Below are 15747 nucleotides of genomic sequence, written 5' to 3' on the forward strand. Positions count from 1 at the left end.
GGCTGCTGGAAAATCAAATATTCAAAAATGGAATATATAAAGATGAATTAATAATTTTTTGATCTAATTTGTTTCGGGCACTATGGGGCTGCGCGTCAATTGCCAGGAATGCCCCCATGTCGCTGATCACCCACCCTAATGCCCGAGAGCTGACCAAGTCGGTACGTGCCACCGTGCTTGTGTTCAAGGACCCTCGCTCCCAGGAGCTGCTCAGCCGTATCGAGCGCCTGGCGCCCAGCGAGGCCAATACCCTGATCATCGGCGAAACCGGAACCGGTAAAGAACTTGTCGCTCGCCACATCCATCAGCTGAGCCGCCGTGGCCGCGAACCGTTCGTGGCGGTGAACTGCGGTGCCTTTGCCGAAACCCTGGTGGAAAGCGAACTGTTCGGCCATGAGAAAGGGGCGTTCACCGGTGCCACCTCGAACAAGGCCGGTTGGTTCGAAGCGGCCAATGGCGGCACGCTGTTTCTCGACGAGATTGGGGACCTGCCGTTGAACATGCAGGTGAAGTTGCTGCGGGTGCTGCAGGAGCGCGAAGTCGTGCGGCTGGGCTCGCGTACACCGATCCCGATCAACGTGCGCCTGGTGGCCGCGACCAACGTCAACCTGGCCGACGCCGTGGTGGCGGGGCATTTTCGCGAAGACCTGTTCTACCGCCTGCACGTCGCCACCATCCGCCTGCCACCGCTGCGTGAGCGGCCCGGCGACATCCTGCCCTTGGCGGAATTTTTCATCGAAGAGCATTGCCGGCGCCTGGGTTATGAACGTGCGTCGCTCAGCCCGGATGCCGAGCGCAAATTGCTGGCTCACAGCTGGCCGGGCAACATCCGCGAGTTGGAAAACGCGATCCACCATGCCTTGCTGGTATGCCGCTACCAGGTGGTAGCGCCCGCAGACCTGCACCTGGTGGACATGAGGCCGCAAGGTGCGGCCCAGGTGTACGCCACGCAGGCCAACGCACCGGCCGCGCTCGCGGCGCCGCCTAACCTTGAAAGCGCCTTGTTGGCGTTGTTCGAGCAGAACGTGCCGAACCTGTATGAGCACATCGAGGAGACGGTATTCCGGGCGGCGTATCGGTATTGCCACGGGAACCAGCTGCAGACCGGGCGGTTGTTGAACATCAGCCGCAACATCGTGCGGGCGCGGCTGGAGAAGATTGGCGAATTGTCGAAGGCATGAGGTGCTTGTATCGGGGCCGCATATGGGCCCCGATTTGGCGCGGTTATTTGATAAAGCGAACCTGGCTGTTGATCTTCTCGATCACCGCCCCTTTGCGCGCGTTGAAGCGGGCCTTGTTCTGTTCGAACAGGTTATTGCCCTTGGTGTCGATGGAAATGATCAGCGGGCCGAACGCCCGTACCCGGTTGACCCACAGGGTTTCAGGCATCCCCAGGTCTTGCCACTCGGCACGTTCGATCTCTTCTACCTGCGTTGCAGCCAGCACCGCACAGCCCCCTGGAAACACCGCATGCACGGCTTTGTTTTCCAGGCAGCCGGTGGTGGTTTCCGGCCCCATGCCGCCTTTACCAATGATCAGCTTGACGCCGGTTTGCTCGATGAACTGCTTTTCGAACTTCTCCATGCGCATGCTGGTGGTTGGGCCGATGGACACCATCTCGAAACTGCCATCGTCTTTTTTGCGCACGATAGGCCCAGCGTGAAAGATCGCACCGCCGCGCAAGTCAACCGGCAACTCTCGCTTGAGCTCGATCAAACGACGGTGCGCGACGTCGCGGCACGTCACCAGCTGGCCAGTGAGATAAACCACGTCGCCGACATTGAGGTTGGCCAGGTCTTCGTCTTTGATCGGGGTGGTCAGGATCTTTTTCACAGTACTACCCCTTCGTGCGAGAGGATGTCGTAGGACAGGTCGGCATTAATGCGGATCTTGCCGCGGCGGTGCGCCCAGCAACCGGTCGATACCGCGACGCCAATGGTCGAGGGGTGACGCGCGGAAGACTCGATGTTCACGCCCATGACACTGCTGTTGCCAGTCAGCCCCTGCGGGCCGATGCCGATTTCGTTGAGGCCGTCTTCCAGAAGCTGTTCCATCATGGCGGCGCTTTCGTTCGGGTGGCTAGAATCGACCGGGCGCAGGATCGCCTTTTTCGACAGGCGCGCAGCGGTCTCCACCGAGGTCGACACGCCAACGCCAACCAGCAAGGGCGGGCACGCATTGACGCCTCGCGAAGTGATCACGTCGAAGACGAACTCGGTGACCCCTTCATAGCCCTGGCCTGGCATCAGCACCTTGGCCGAGCCTGGCAAGGTGCAGCCACCACCGGCCATGTACACATCGACGATGGCGTAGTCGGCATCCGGGATGATTTCCCAGTCCAGCCACGGGATCTTCGAGCCGGTGTTGGTGCCGGTGTTCTTCTCGATGAAGGTTTCTACCGCGTTGTGGCGCAGCGGGCCCTTGATGGTGGCCTCTTTGGTGGCGTTTTCCAGAATGCCTTCAAGCTCGCTCAGTAGCGGGAACCTGGCCCCCGCCGAGATGAAGTACTGAATGACCCCGGTGTCCTGGCAACTGGGGCGGTCGAGTTTGTCGGCGTACTCCTGGTTGTCGGCCATCGAGTCATACACGGCGATGGCCAGTGGGTTGGTTTCTGCGGCGCGCAGTTTTGCGGTTTTCTCCTTGACGTCTTTGGGCAGGCGCTTGCCGATATAGGCGGTGAACTTCGCCATCACGTCGGTGAGCGATGATACGGCTGATTCTTTATCCACGGTTTTTTCCTCACTGCATCACAAGGCTGATTGTTCGATGTCTGGGTGTTCAGGGGGCCAGGGTGCCGCTGGTGCTGGCCTCCCTGTGTAGAAGCGGGGTGTGTAGCTGAGTGGCCTCGGGTTTTTCGGGGTCTGCGGGTAGCTGGCCATTCAGCACTTGGGCCATGCGCGGTTTGTCCAAAGCGCCAACCCAGTGCGCGATGGCCACGGTGCCGACGGCGTTGCCGATGGTGTTGGTGATGGCGCGGGCCTCGGACATGAAGCGGTCGACGCCCAGCAACAGCACCATGCCGGCCACGGGGATGTTGTCCATGGTTGCCAAGGTCGCGGCCAGGGTGATGAAGCCGGAGCCGGTCACACCTGCGGAGCCTTTGGAGGTCAGCAGTAGCACGCCCAGCACGATCAACTGGTCCATCAGCGTCAGTGGCGTGTTGGTGGCCTGGGCGATGAAGATGGCCGCCATGGTGTAGTAGATGCATTGCCCGTCCGGGTTGAAGGTCAGGCCGGAAGGGATCACCAGGCCCACCACCGGTTTGGACACGCCGACCTTCTCCAGCTTGTTCATCAGTTGCGGCACCACCGACTCCGATGAACTGGTGCCCAGTACGGTGAACAGTTCTTCCTTGAGGTACTTGAGGAACTTCCACAGGCTGAAACCGGACAGCCGAGCGATGGCGCCCAGCACAATCACCACGAACAGGAAGCAGGTCAGGTACATGGTTGCCATCAGCTTGCCGAGCGAGACGATCGAGCCCAGCCCGTACTTGCCGACGGTAAATGCCATTGCACCGCAGGCCGCGAGCGGCGCCACGCGCATGATCATGCCGACGATAAAGAACATGCCGTGGGAGAACGCTTCAAGCACATCGACCATCGGTTTGCCGCGCGGGCCCAGGTGCGAGAGGGCGATGCCGAACAAGGTCGAGAACAGCAGGATCGGCAAGATCTCATTCTTGGCAAAGGCATCGGTCACGCTGCCGGGGATGACATGCAACAGAAAGTCGATGAACCCGCCCGAGCTGTTTGCAGCTGCCGCGGTGTAGGTGGAAATGCTTTTGGCATCGAGGGTGGCCGGGTCGACGTTCATGCCTTGCCCAGGCTGTACAAGGTTGACCACGACCAGGCCCAGCACCAGGGCAAAGGTGGACAGTACTTCGAAGTAGATCAGCGCACGCACGCCCACGCGGCCGAGCTCTTTCATGTTTTCCATCTTGGCGATGCCCAGCACCACCGTGGCGAAAATGATCGGTGCGAAGACCATCTTGATCAATTTGATAAAGGCATCGCCCACCGGCTTGAGGTCTGCGCCGACCTGTGGCCAGAACACCCCGATCAGTACCCCGAGGGTTACCCCGATCAGCACCTGCACGTACAACTTGCCTAACACTCGCTTGGCCATTGCCGTCTCCGAATTATTGTTGTGAGTCGGTTCTTGTGGCGGCTGGGCTTATCGGTAGCGGCAGGCAACACCTGGCCGTGGCAGCTCGATAGCCCAGGTTTCTTAGGGTTAATCACGCAGGGCCAAGGTAATGGTTTTTTAAAAACCGTGTAATACAATGAAATTCAACTCATTATTTCCTTCAGGTTAATTATGAACCCAGTGTCCGAGCTGGCCTTTTTCACCCAGCTCATCCGCGTGGGCAGCCTGGCTGCCACCGCGCGTGAGATGAACCTGACCCCACCTGCGGTCTCCAAGCGCCTGGCGCAATTGGAACAGCGGCTGGGCGTGCGGTTGCTCAACCGCACCACACGCAGCATTAGCCTGACCGCCGAGGGCGAGACCTACCTGGTCAATGCCCGGCGCATACTGGGTGAGATCGAGGAGATGGAGCGCCAGGTGTCCAGCAGCCGCGCCGAGCCCAAGGGCCTGCTGCGGGTCAATGCGCCGTTGGGCTTTGGCCGTACCCATGTGGGGCCGGCGATTTCATCGTTTGCCAAGCGTTACCCCGAGGTGGAGGTGCAACTGCACCTGACCGATCGGCCCATCCAGCTGCCCAATGACGCAATCGATGTGGCTATCCGCTTTGGTGAATTGCCCGACTCGCGCCTGATCGCGCGCAAGATCGCAGCCAACCGCCGGAGGCTGTGTGCCGCGCCCAGCTACTTGGAAGCCTGCGGTACACCCGAGGTGCCCAAGGACCTGGCTGCACACAATTGCATCGTGTTACGCCAGAACGATGCCGCCTTTGGCGTCTGGCGCTTGAGCCGTGGCAAGCAGTCAGAATCGGTTAAGGTGCGTGGAAGCCTGAGCACCAACGATGGTGAGGTGGCGTTGAACTGGGCGTTGGAGGGGCAAGGCATCCTGATGCGGGCCGAATGGAACCTGGCGGACCACTTGCGCAGTGGGCGCCTGGTGGAGGTGTTGGGTGATTACCAGACACCGCCGGCGGATATCTATGCGGTTTACCTTGAGCGTTTGAACCTGTCCGCGAAGGTGTCGTGTTTCATCGAGCACTTGAGGGCGTTTTTTAAAAGCCATGCCGATGGGCCGGAAGACAGCTTGGCGGCATGGCAGTAGCGGCATGAATGAAGCCATGAATGATGTCGCGTGAATGAAGAGTTGCACAGCGTTGGATGGCTCATGTTAAATGAGAGTCATTATTAAAGACGTCCTGACCGGTTCACCCCATGTCCTGCGCTGACCCTTCCCTGCAAAAAACCGTGCATACCCTCTACGCGGAGCACCATCCCTGGTTGTGCGGTTGGCTACGCAACAAGCTCGGGTGTGTCGAGCATGCGGCGGACCTGGCCCAGGACACGTTCATCCGCGTGCTGACCCTGCGCAAGGCCGCCGAGCTGCGCGAGCCACGGGCTTACCTCTCGAGCATCGCCCGTAGCCTGATGATCGACATGTTCCGCCGCCGTGCTGTTGAGCAGGCCTATCTGGAGACGCTTGCCGCCCGCCCCGAGCAGGTCGAAGTCTCGCCCGAGGCGCGCACGTTGATCATCGAAGCGTTGATGGAAATCGACCGCCTGCTCGACGGCCTGGGCGCCCGCAGCCGGGAGATTTTTCTGATGGCCCAGCTGGATGGCTTGAGCTATGTCGAGATCGGGCGGCGCCTGGACATTTCGGTTACCACCGTCAAGAAGCATGCAGTGCGGGCACTGACCCATTGCCTGATGCTGGCTGAGGACTGAAGCGTGGCCGGGGACCCGCCACTGGATCGGAACGTGCTCGAAGCCGCGGCGAGTTGGTATGTCGAGTTGCGCTGCGATGCCGATGAACGTACGCGCGCCGCGCATCAGCGCTGGTTGCTCAGCGATCCACTTCACCGGCAGGCCTGGGAGCGCCTGGCGCGCTTGCAGGGCACCTTCGAGCACGTGGCACCAGGCATCGCTCGGCCAACCCTGAGCAGTGCCAGGGCCAAGCGCCGCGAAGTGCTCAAGGTGATGTCGATTGTGCTGGCTGCGGGTGGGGCAGGGGGGCTGGCCTGGCACGAGGGGGGCATCGCGCGGTTGATGGCCGACCAACGCACAGGGGTTGGCGAGCGCCGTTCGCTGCGCCTGGAGGATGGCAGCCGCTTGCAGTTGAACACCGCCACCGCTGTCGATATCCGTTACACCGCCCAATGGCGCGCCTTGCACCTGTTGGGCGGGGAGATCCTTGTGCAAACCGCGCGCGACGCGCAGGCCCGAGCGTTTATCGTGCACACCGAAGAAGGCAGCATTCGCGCCCTGGGCACGCGTTTTACTGTCCGCTGTGATGCTGACGTCACGCGGGTTTGCGTGCTGGAACATGCCGTGGAGGCACGCACGGCGCACTCGCTGGCGCCGGTGCGTGTCGAGGCCGGTCAGCAACTGGTCTTTCGCGCGGATGAAGCCGGCGTGGTGCAGCCCGCGACAGCGCTGGCGGATGCCTGGACCCGCGACATGCTGGTGGTGGACGACTGGCGCCTTGCCGATGTTGTTGGCGAACTGCAACGTTATCGGCCCGGCCATCTGGGGTGTGACGCGGCCGTGAGCGAGCTGCGCCTGTCCGGCGCGTTTCAGCTGGGCAATATCGATACTGCCCTGGACAACCTCACCCGCACCTTGCCGGTACGCATTCGGCGGTTCAGCCGGTTCTGGACGCGGGTCGAGGCTGTTTGAGTGCTTAGGGCGTATTTTTGAAGGTGTTCGCTCAGCATTTTCAGCGCCTATGAGATCGAGCGCCGCCCGTGCGGCGCTCGATATACGCCTCACATCAAAGCCCAAAGCAGGCACTCTTTTACCCAGGGGGGGGTTATCGATTTCAATTCTCATTCGACTTGTTAAGTAGAGGCGCATCAGACGCCGTAAAAAACTGCCGCAGGGCGAAAGGAATACCCATGCTCCCTTCAGACACTCGCAACCCCGTTATCCTCATCAACTGTGCCAAAAACCCCTTGATGCGGGCGGTCAATCGCGCGCTGTTCAGCATCGCGCTCGCGACGCCTCTGGCTGCGGCGATGATCGCCCCGCCAGTCATGGCCCAGACCCGTGTCGAAGCCGCATTCGACATCCCGGCCGGCCCGTTGGGCGCCGCGCTCACCCAGTTCGCGGAGGCGGCGGGGGTGACCGTGTCGTTCGAACCGTCCTACGTGCACTCGTTGAAGTCGCCAGGCTTGCATGGCCGCTACAGTGCCGAGGCCGGCCTGCGCCAATTGCTGGTAGGCAGCCAGTTGCAGGTGCTGCGCCAGGCCAATGGCAGCTATTCGCTGTTGCCCATGGTCGGGGATGCGTCGACGCTGCAACTCGACAGTACCAGCATCACCGGCACGTCCGTGGAGTCGGCCTACGGGCCGGTAACCGGTTATGTCGCCACCCGCAGCGCGACGGGGACCAAGACTGATACGCCGATTCTGGAAATCCCGCAGGCCATCAACGTCGTCACTGCCGACCAGGTACAGGCCCAGGGCGCGCGCAACCTGACCCAGGCATTGCGTTATACGCCGGGGCTGGCAACGGGGGGGTTCACCGATCGCAACAGCATTGCCGACGAAATCACCAGCCGTGGCTTCGCCCCGACCCCGCTGTACCTGGATGGCGCGTACCTGCCGTATGCGGGCAGCCTGGGCGGCGCGCCACAGATCGACCCCTATACCCTGGAACGCATCGAGGTGCTCAAGGGCCCATCGTCGGTGCTCTACGGGCAAAACCAGCCGGGCGGGCTGATCAACATGGTCTCCAAACGCCCGACCCGCGAGCAGCGCAACCAGGTCAAGCTGGGGGCCGGCAGTTACAACCGGGTCAACGGTGCGTTCGACAGCAGCGGCCCATTGGAAGAGCAAGGCGCGTTCACCTATCGCCTGGTCGGTGTGGCCGACAAAGGCAACGAGCAGGTGGCGCACACCCACAGCGAACGCCTGCTGCTGGCACCGAGCCTGACCTGGGCGCCGAACGAAGACACCGCCCTGACGGTGCTGGCACAGGTGCAGCGCGACGACGGCCTTGCCGACTACCAGTCGCTGCCGATGATCGGTTCGCTCAAGCGTGGCCCGACGGGCCAGCGCATCGACCGCGACTTCTTCTCGGGCGACTCGCACTACAACGATTACAAGCGTAACCAGTACATCTTCGGCTACGACTTCAGCCACCGTTTCAGCGATGACCTGGCGGTACGTTCCACAGCGCGCTACACCGATGTACGTGACCGCTACAAAGGCTTCTACCTGCGCAGTTTCGTTACGGACGACGAGGGGGTGGATTACACCCGGGCCAACCGGGTCAAGCTCGACTGGCGCCAGCACAATATCGCCTACACCCTCGATAACAACCTGGAATATAAATTCAATACCGGCGCGCTGCAGCACACCACACTGGCCGGCGTGGACTACCGCCACTTCTCCCGCAAATACGATGGCTACAACGCCTACAACGTGCTGCCGGTCGACCTCTACGGCAAGAACAACTACGACACCAGCAGCGTGACCCCTGTGCTGGACACCCAATGGGACAATACCGTTCGCCAGACTGGGGTGTATGTGCAGGACCAGATCAAGCTCGACCAGTGGATCCTGACCGTTGGTGGCCGCCAGGACTGGGCAGAAATCGACAACAAAGACCTGCTGGCCAAAAGCATCGCTTCACAGCGTGACAACAAGTTCACGGGCCGTATCGGCCTGACCTACGTCACCGAGTTTGGCCTGGCGCCTTACGTCAGCTATTCCCAGTCGTTCTTGCCGACACTGGGCACGGACAGCGCCGGCAAGTCGTTTGAGCCGACCGAGGGTGAACAGTACGAAGTGGGGGTTAAGTACCAGCCGGTCGAGGGCACCTTGCTCACCGCGTCGGTGTTCCAGGTCAAGCAGAAGAACGTGCTGACTCAGGACGACGACAACCCCCAGTACCAGGCGCAGGACGGTGAGGTGCGCTCGCGTGGCGTTGAACTTGAACTCAAGTCCACCCTCGACAACATCGACGTGCTGGCGGCAGCCACCTACATCGACTCGTTCTACACCAAGAGCAACTACGGCGACCAAGGCAACCGCAGCGAGTCGCAGGCGCCGGTATCGGCGTCCCTGTGGGTGGATTACCACTTTACCCAGGCCATGCTCAACGGCCTCACCTTCGGCGCAGGTGCCCGCTACACCGGCCGTAAACCGGGTGATTCGTCCAACTCGTTCGACGTGCCGGCCTACGCGGTGTATGACGCTACCGTCAGCTACGACCTGGGCAAATTCGACGCGAGCCTGCGCGGTTTGCAGGCCAGCCTGAATGTGCAGAACATCTTCGACCGCGAGTATGTGTCGGACTGCAACTATGCGTTCGGTTGCTATTACGGCCAGGAGCGCGTGGCGTCGGTGGAGATGACCTACGATTGGTGATCGGGGGGTAGCCATGACCGGTGTTCGCGGGTTCGCGTGCGAACACCCGCCTCACGAAAGGAATTTGACAAAGATGAGCTCGGGATCGCCTTCATCCAGGTTGTCGATCTGCCCGCTCCTGATGAAGCCCAGTTTGACCTAGGGCTTCTGATCAAAAAATTGCGTAAAGAGGCAGGCCTTTCCCAAGCGCAGCTTGCTCAACGGCACGGCATGAGCCGCGCGACCATCTCGGGGATTGAAAACAATACGATTGCTGAGGTCGGGATTCGCAAGGTTGCAGCGATCCTGGAGGGATTGGGGTATGAACTGACGGCCATACCCGAGCGTCGGCGCATGACGCTCGACGAACTAAAATCCGCAAGTGTCCATGATCATGGTCGCTGATCGTTTGTATATTGGTGCCAGCGATGTGGCCGTCGGCACGCTCGGGCACAGCGAGGCCAATACGCGCGATTCGATCTTCTCCTATAACGGGGCGGTCGCTCAGGAGCAAGCAGTCTCGCTGACCATGCCAGTAGAAGTATCAGACCTTAGCATGGCATCGGCGGTAGCCTCGATGCGGGTCATGCAGGCACTGTTTTCAGCAAACCGCAGTGCTAGCACCACGTTATACTCGGCGCTTTTTGCCCATGGCCGGAGACCCTTATGCGCCAGGTTTTGCTCATCGTCGATGTTCAATCCACCTTCAGCCCGCCCGAATGGCTGGTCGACGGTTTGCGGCGGTTGTCGGCGAATATCCCGACCATCGCCTCGGTCGAACTGCACGATGAGCAGGCCACGCCGTTTCAGCGTCAGTTGGGCTGGCACCCGGCAGCCGAGGACGAGAGCCTGGTCGAAGCAGACCAGGTGTTCGTCAAGCATGGCTACGGGCAGACCGTCGAAACCCTCGAATACATCAAGCAACTAGGCGTGGAGCGGGTGCTGGTGTGCGGCATGCAAACCGAAACCTGCGTGCTGGCTGCAGGCTTTGCGCTGTTCGATGCGGGGCTCACGCCAACCCTGGTGACCGACATGACGGTAGGGTCGTCGCTGGACAGGTCCGGGAAGATGGGTATCGACTTGTGGAAGCACCACTTCCGCCAGGTGACGACGTCTGCCGAGGTGTTGGCCGCGCTGGCGATGTGAGCACAGGGAGTGCAATCATTTTGCTATCTTTCTACGCCAATGAGTATCATTGTCGATTAATGACGGCCTCGATACACCTGGATTGAGAAGGATCTCCATGCTGAAACAGTCTTACCTTGTCGCTGTGCTGCTGCCGCTTGCAATGAGCGGGTGTGGCTCGGCGCAGGCCTTCACCGATGGCACTGACCGCTCCGTGACCTTGGAAAAGGTCGAGCAGACCTTTGTCGTGCAGAAGGATGGCAGCCACCGCCTGGACGTCGACAGCGTCTTGCTGATCAATGACGAACGCGCCATCAAGACCCGCGCCCAGCAGCCGGTGAGCTTCAACCGCTCGCTGGAAACCCTGGAAGTGATCGAGGCCTACACGCAAAAGCCCGATGGGCGCAAAGTGCGGGTGGATGCCGCGCACATCAAGGAACAGCAAGAGCAGGCGTCTGTGCAGGCGCCGATGTTTCAGGACAGCGTCAATAAGGTGATCATCTTCCCTGAGGTCGCGGTGGGGGATCGCTTGGTCCTGCATTACCAGCGCAACCGTGTCACGCCGCTGTTCCCGGGGCAGTTCGAAGACATCACCGTGCCGGAATTCCACCTGGTCGGGGAGTTCACTCTGACCTACGACATGCCCGAGGACATGCCCCTGCAAGCGGACGCGCGCAGCTTCAAGGTGTCGATGCCAGCGGCTGCACCCGGGCGCAAGGTCTACCGCTGGGATTACGTACCGGCGGACCGGGCGCGGATCGAAGCCAGTGCGGTGTCCTACCTGGACTACGGGCACTATCTGGCCGTCTCGACCTTCACCGATTTCAAACAGTTCGCCGAGGCCTACCAGGCACGGGCCAAGGTCGAGGTCACGGCACCGATCACCGAGTTGGCGCACCGCCTGACGGCCCATTTGCCTACCGCACGGGAAAAGGCGCTGACGCTCAGCGACTGGGTACGTGAGAACATTCGCTATGTCGCCGTGTATGTCGGTGCCGGTGGGGTGGTGCCACATGCCGCGCAGACCGTGCTGGACAACCGCTACGGTGATTGCAAGGACCATGTGGCATTGCTTGAAGCGCTGCTGACGGCGGCGGGTATCAAAAGCACGCCGGCCTTGATCAACCTGGGCAATGCTTATGTGTTCCCCAAGGTTCCTGCGCTGGGGGTGTTGAACCACGTGATCACCTACGTGCCGAGCCTGGACCTGTACCTGGACTCGACCGACCCTTCGATTGCCGCAGGCTACCTGCCGCTGGGTACCTTGAACAAGCGTGTGCTGCTGACTGCCACAGGCGAGTTCGGGCGTACCCCGGCTATCCAGCTCAACAAGGTGTCCAGCGACCTGAAGTTCAAGGTCAACGGCAAGGGAGCGGCGGACTTCACCAACGTTGCCACCGTGCAAGGCTGGGCCAGCGAGGTCAGCCGCTATGGGGTTAAATCGATGAAGCCGGCCGACCGTGAACTGCTCGTCGAAAAAGTGCTCGGCGCCTATGGGCAGCGCGGCAGCGGCACGTTCGAGGTACACCCGCCGAGCGCCAGTGGCGAGTTTGTCAGCACCGTCGATGGGCGCACGGAAAACCTCGTCAACCTGCCCGGGCCGGTGGGGGTGGTGGCCTTGAGCAGCCTGGCAGGGGGTATTTCGCAGAACGTCTACAGCTTTGCCATGGAAAAGGAACGCAGCCAGCACTTCGTGTGCATTTCCAACGACACCGTGGAAACATCGCGTTTCGAATTCCCACCGGAGGTCAGCGTACTGGCAATCCCCAAGCAGGTGCGTCTGCAAGACGCCAATGTGGAATACAGCGCGCGTTACGCTCAGGAGGGGAATGCGGTGGTGATCGAGCGGCACTTCAAGTTCAGCCGCCCGAACGTGGTGTGTTCACCCGAGGATTTTGCCGCCATGAAGCCGACGCTCGAGGCGATGGTCAAGGACCTGCAGAGCCAGATCATCGTGCAAGCGAGCTAGCCCCCAGGTCGTACGCCAACAGCATGCGCCTGGCTTACTCGGCCGCCAAGCGCCCCTTCACCCGGTCAGCCTTGTACTGCATAGCCACTGCTGGCGCAGGTTTGGCTGCTCCGGTTTCCAGCCATTGACGCATGCGGCTGGCATCGGCGAAGTGGGTGTACTTGCCGAAGGCATCGAGGATCACCATCGCCACCGGGCGGTTGTCCATGCGGGTCAGCAGCACCAGGCAGTGGCCAGCCTCATTGGTGAAGCCGGTTTTGGTCAGCTTGATGTCCCAGTTGCTCTTGTTCACCAGGTGATCGGTGTTACGAAAGCCCAAGGTGTAGTTGGGCGCGCGGAAGGCCACGGTCTTCTCGCGGGTCGTCGACAGTTCGCTCAGCATCGGGTACTTGCGCGACGCCATCAACAGCTTCGACAGGTCGCGGGCGCTGGACACGTTCTGCGTCGACAGGCCGGTCGGCTCGACATAGCGGGTGTGCGCCATGCCCAGGCTGCGGGCCTTGGCGTTCATGGCCTTGATGAACGCCGGGTAGCCGCCGGGGTAGTGGTTGGCCAGGCTGTTGGCCGCACGGTTTTCCGACGACATCAGGGTAATCAGCAAGGTCTCGCGGCGGTTCAGCTGGCTGCCCAGGCGCACCCTCGAATACACACCCTTCATCTCCGGGTTGTTGGCGATGGTCATGGTGAGCATTTCATCCATGGGCAGCTTGGCGTCCAGCACCACCATCGCCGTCATCAGTTTGGTCACCGAGGCAATGGGCACCACGCGGTCGGCGTGGCTGGCATACAGTTCCTGATTGGTGTTCAGGTCGATCAGCAATGCGCTGCCCGAAGCCAAGTGCAATTTGGCCGGGTCACGTTGCACCTGGGCCGGGGGTTGTGCAGCAGCAGTCGACGGAAGGGTCGCGGTACCTGTGAGCAACAGCAGCAGGCTGAGGATAGACAGGGATGTTTTCACGTTGAGGCTCACTAAAAGTTGGTATGTCGTTGGCTGTGCAAGGGTTTTCCCCCAAAAAACCGCTGCATTGTGGAGTATGGTCGAAGTGCTGTCGATTGCTCGTTGAAGCGACCCGGCGAAATGAAAAAAGCTTCATGCTGGATCGGTTCTGCCGCCTCCGCTCGTCGGATCACACCGGCAAAAAAAGACCCGCCAAGCGGCGGGCCATAAGGGAGGGAGCAACGCACAACAAATACTGTCAAGCGACCAGGGTATCTGGCTGCAACTGGTCGGCCAGGGCTTGAGCCGAGGCGCGGGTCGCCAAGGGGCCGCTCACGGGTTCACCGTTACGCACCAGGTACCAGCAGGCCAGCAGGCCTTGCTGGCGCAGTGAAGGGGGGACGGCGCTGCCGACGACGGACATGATCTGGATAGTGGCCATGTGGACCTCCTGTAAAACATGGCCCTACCTTACGCAGCGGCCGCAGCGGTTTGAAATTAACTGAGTTGATAGTGATCATTGGTTTTATCAACGATCACCAACGGGGTGGCCCGTAGTACACCGGGGGCGGGCCGTAATAGGGGCGATAGCCCGGTGGCGGCGGGGCCGGTGCATAGTAGGGCTGGTAGTACACCGGCTGCGGCGGCGGCTGTACGTAGACCGGCTGCGGTGCGTAATAGACTGGCTGGCGCTCCACATACACGGTGCGATCACGCCCGCCATAAACCGTTGCCCCCACCACGGCACCGACCACCGCCGCGCCTAACAGCGGGCCGGGTCCATACCAACCACCGCCATGGCCACCATGGGCAGCAGCTTGTCCGCTGATGGCCAGGGCACCGACCAGCAGGGCGATTACGGGAATGTGACGGTTCATAAAGCGTCCTCGCAGGGCAACCCCAAAGATGGGGTCCTATTACTATGACCCCTGCCTCTGTCAGCTGGGCACAGGGAAACGGTAAAGGTTGTGTAAGGGACGACAAGCGGCTGTGTCTGATACGCTGAACAAACGATTCAGTTCTGAAAATGGAGCAGGTTATGTCGACAACTCCCAGCAGAGACACGGTGCTGTGCATCTCCTTGGCCGGGCGGCCTGGCACCTTCGGCGTGCGTTTCCACAACCACCTCTACCAACAGTTGGGGCTGGACTTCTACTACAAGGCCATGAGCACTGACGACTTGCCCGCGGCGGTCGCAGGCATTCGTGCTTTGGGTATTCGCGGGTGCGGGGTGTCGATGCCTTACAAGGAAGCCTGCATGGCCTTGGTCGACGAGGTGGATCCGTCCGCTGCGGCAATCGAGTCGGTCAATACGCTGGTCAATACCGGCGGCCATCTGAAGGCCTACAACACTGATTACCTGGCAGTGCGGCAGTTGCTGGCGCAATACGAGGTCGACCCGGCGACTGCGTTTGCCCTGCGCGGCAGTGGTGGCATGGCCAAGGCGGTGGCGAGTGCCTTACGTGACGCGGGCTTTACCCAGGGCACGATCGTCGCGCGCAATGAACAGGCGGGGCGGCAACTGGCGGACGTTTGTGGTTATCGCTGGGTGGCCGAGCTCGGAGACCTGTGCCCGCCGATGTTGATAAACGTGACGCCGATCGGCATGGCCGGCGGGCAGGCGGCCAACGCGCTGGCCTTTAGCGAACAGGCCATTGCGGCGGCCGAACGGGTGTTCGATGTGGTGGCGATGCCGGCGCAGACGCCGTTGATTCGCCGGGCCCAGGCGTTGGGCAAGCCAGTGATCACTGGCCTGGAGGTGATTGCGCTACAGGCGCTGGAGCAGTTCGTGCTGTATACCGGCGTGCGCCCTACGCGTGAGCAAGTAGAAGCAGCCGTCGCATACGCGCGCGACCCTCTGTAGGAGCAGCCTTGTGCTGCGAAGAGGCCGTTACAAGGATCATCAATCTCTGATCGCCGCACCGGCCTCTTCGCAGCACAAGGCTGCTCCTACAGGAGGGGCGCGCTATGTTGCGTCAATCAGAAGGCTTTGTGCCCCTTGTCCAGCTGTTCATCCACCAGCGCACGGCCATGGGCCAGCGACACATGCTGGGCATTTTCAAGGTCTGAGAAGAACTTCATCGGCATTGAGATGCGCTTGCTGGTGTGCCCTTCAGGGTCGGTGATCAGGCAGCCGGCGGCATAGGGCAGGGGGGAGTCGGGGTGGGGCATCACACTGGCGGTGATGGTGTACTTGCGGTGCTCACAGTGAAGAGATTGCAT

The 15747-nt window shown here is 61.2% G+C and carries 16 protein-coding genes; 9 read left to right on the plus strand and 7 right to left on the minus strand.

Annotation, left to right across the window (positions count from 1 at the left end; translation table 11 throughout):
• Positions 1-116: 116 nt before the first annotated feature.
• Positions 117-1181 carry a sigma-54-dependent Fis family transcriptional regulator gene (locus tag MFF34_RS07925; RefSeq protein WP_099429798.1) on the plus strand — a complete coding sequence of 355 codons (1065 nt, stop codon included), beginning with the start codon at positions 117-119 and terminating at the stop codon, positions 1179-1181.
• Positions 1182-1224: 43 nt separating this feature from the next.
• Here MFF34_RS07925 and ttdB read toward each other — a convergent pair whose 3' ends face one another.
• The 3 genes from ttdB to MFF34_RS07940 are packed head-to-tail and all read right to left on the minus strand — an operon-like array spanning position 1225 to position 4128.
• A complete protein-coding gene (gene ttdB, locus MFF34_RS07930) occupies positions 1225-1833 on the minus strand; it encodes a L(+)-tartrate dehydratase subunit beta (RefSeq protein ID WP_027593743.1) in 609 nt (202 codons plus the stop codon).
• Entirely contained in the window at positions 1830-2729 is a 900-nt protein-coding gene (gene ttdA, locus MFF34_RS07935; protein WP_238212120.1) for a L(+)-tartrate dehydratase subunit alpha, read from the minus strand. The genes ttdB and ttdA overlap by 4 nt, the downstream gene beginning before the upstream one ends.
• Positions 2730-2778: 49 nt before the next feature.
• Complete coding sequence (locus MFF34_RS07940; RefSeq protein WP_238212121.1) at positions 2779-4128, minus strand: dicarboxylate/amino acid:cation symporter; 1350 nt, start codon at positions 4126-4128, stop codon at positions 2779-2781.
• Positions 4129-4320: 192 nt separating this feature from the next.
• Between MFF34_RS07940 and MFF34_RS07945 the strand changes: the two genes are divergently transcribed.
• The 7 genes from MFF34_RS07945 (at position 4321) to MFF34_RS07975 (ending at position 12587) form a co-directional block, all read left to right on the plus strand.
• The gene (locus MFF34_RS07945; RefSeq protein ID WP_027593740.1) at positions 4321-5247 is read left to right on the plus strand and encodes a LysR substrate-binding domain-containing protein; all 927 of its coding nucleotides are present in this window, start codon (positions 4321-4323) and stop codon (positions 5245-5247) included.
• Positions 5248-5357: 110 nt separating this feature from the next.
• On the plus strand, positions 5358-5867 hold the full coding sequence (locus tag MFF34_RS07950; RefSeq protein ID WP_238212123.1) for a sigma-70 family RNA polymerase sigma factor: 510 nt from the start codon (positions 5358-5360) through the stop codon (positions 5865-5867).
• Between the two features lie 3 nt (positions 5868-5870).
• Positions 5871-6818 carry a FecR domain-containing protein gene (locus MFF34_RS07955; protein ID WP_238212126.1) on the plus strand — a complete coding sequence of 316 codons (948 nt, stop codon included), beginning with the start codon at positions 5871-5873 and terminating at the stop codon, positions 6816-6818.
• A 218-nt stretch (positions 6819-7036) separates the two neighbouring features.
• A complete protein-coding gene (locus tag MFF34_RS07960) occupies positions 7037-9514 on the plus strand; it encodes a TonB-dependent siderophore receptor (RefSeq protein WP_238212128.1) in 2478 nt (825 codons plus the stop codon).
• 108 nt (positions 9515-9622) lie between these two features.
• On the plus strand, positions 9623-9898 hold the full coding sequence (locus MFF34_RS07965; protein WP_238212285.1) for a helix-turn-helix domain-containing protein: 276 nt from the start codon (positions 9623-9625) through the stop codon (positions 9896-9898).
• 261 nt (positions 9899-10159) lie between these two features.
• Complete coding sequence (locus MFF34_RS07970; RefSeq protein WP_027593733.1) at positions 10160-10639, plus strand: isochorismatase family cysteine hydrolase; 480 nt, start codon at positions 10160-10162, stop codon at positions 10637-10639.
• 97 nt (positions 10640-10736) lie between these two features.
• The gene (locus MFF34_RS07975; protein ID WP_238212130.1) at positions 10737-12587 is read left to right on the plus strand and encodes a DUF3857 domain-containing transglutaminase family protein; all 1851 of its coding nucleotides are present in this window, start codon (positions 10737-10739) and stop codon (positions 12585-12587) included.
• Between the two features lie 34 nt (positions 12588-12621).
• On the opposite strand, the gene pbpG is transcribed toward MFF34_RS07975, so the two are convergent.
• The 3 genes from pbpG to MFF34_RS07990 form a co-directional block, all read right to left on the minus strand.
• Positions 12622-13545, minus strand: coding sequence for a D-alanyl-D-alanine endopeptidase (gene pbpG, locus MFF34_RS07980; protein WP_027593731.1), 924 nt, complete (start codon positions 13543-13545; stop codon positions 12622-12624).
• 238 nt (positions 13546-13783) lie between these two features.
• Positions 13784-13966, minus strand: a complete 183-nt coding sequence (locus tag MFF34_RS07985; RefSeq protein WP_027593730.1) for a hypothetical protein — start codon at positions 13964-13966, stop codon at positions 13784-13786.
• A gap of 94 nt (positions 13967-14060) precedes the next feature.
• The gene (locus tag MFF34_RS07990; RefSeq protein WP_238212132.1) at positions 14061-14402 is read right to left on the minus strand and encodes a hypothetical protein; all 342 of its coding nucleotides are present in this window, start codon (positions 14400-14402) and stop codon (positions 14061-14063) included.
• A gap of 161 nt (positions 14403-14563) precedes the next feature.
• Here MFF34_RS07990 and MFF34_RS07995 point away from each other — a divergent pair, with 161 nt between their 5' ends.
• The gene (locus tag MFF34_RS07995; RefSeq protein ID WP_238212141.1) at positions 14564-15388 is read left to right on the plus strand and encodes a shikimate 5-dehydrogenase; all 825 of its coding nucleotides are present in this window, start codon (positions 14564-14566) and stop codon (positions 15386-15388) included.
• A 116-nt stretch (positions 15389-15504) separates the two neighbouring features.
• Here the strand turns inward: MFF34_RS07995 and MFF34_RS08000 are convergent, their stop codons facing one another.
• On the minus strand, positions 15505-15747 hold the full coding sequence (locus tag MFF34_RS08000; RefSeq protein ID WP_099429788.1) for a hypothetical protein: 243 nt from the start codon (positions 15745-15747) through the stop codon (positions 15505-15507).

Source organism: Pseudomonas sp. PAGU 2196 (genome assembly GCF_022179005.1).
GTDB classification, from domain to species: Bacteria; Pseudomonadota; Gammaproteobacteria; order Pseudomonadales; family Pseudomonadaceae; genus Aquipseudomonas; species Aquipseudomonas kermanshahensis.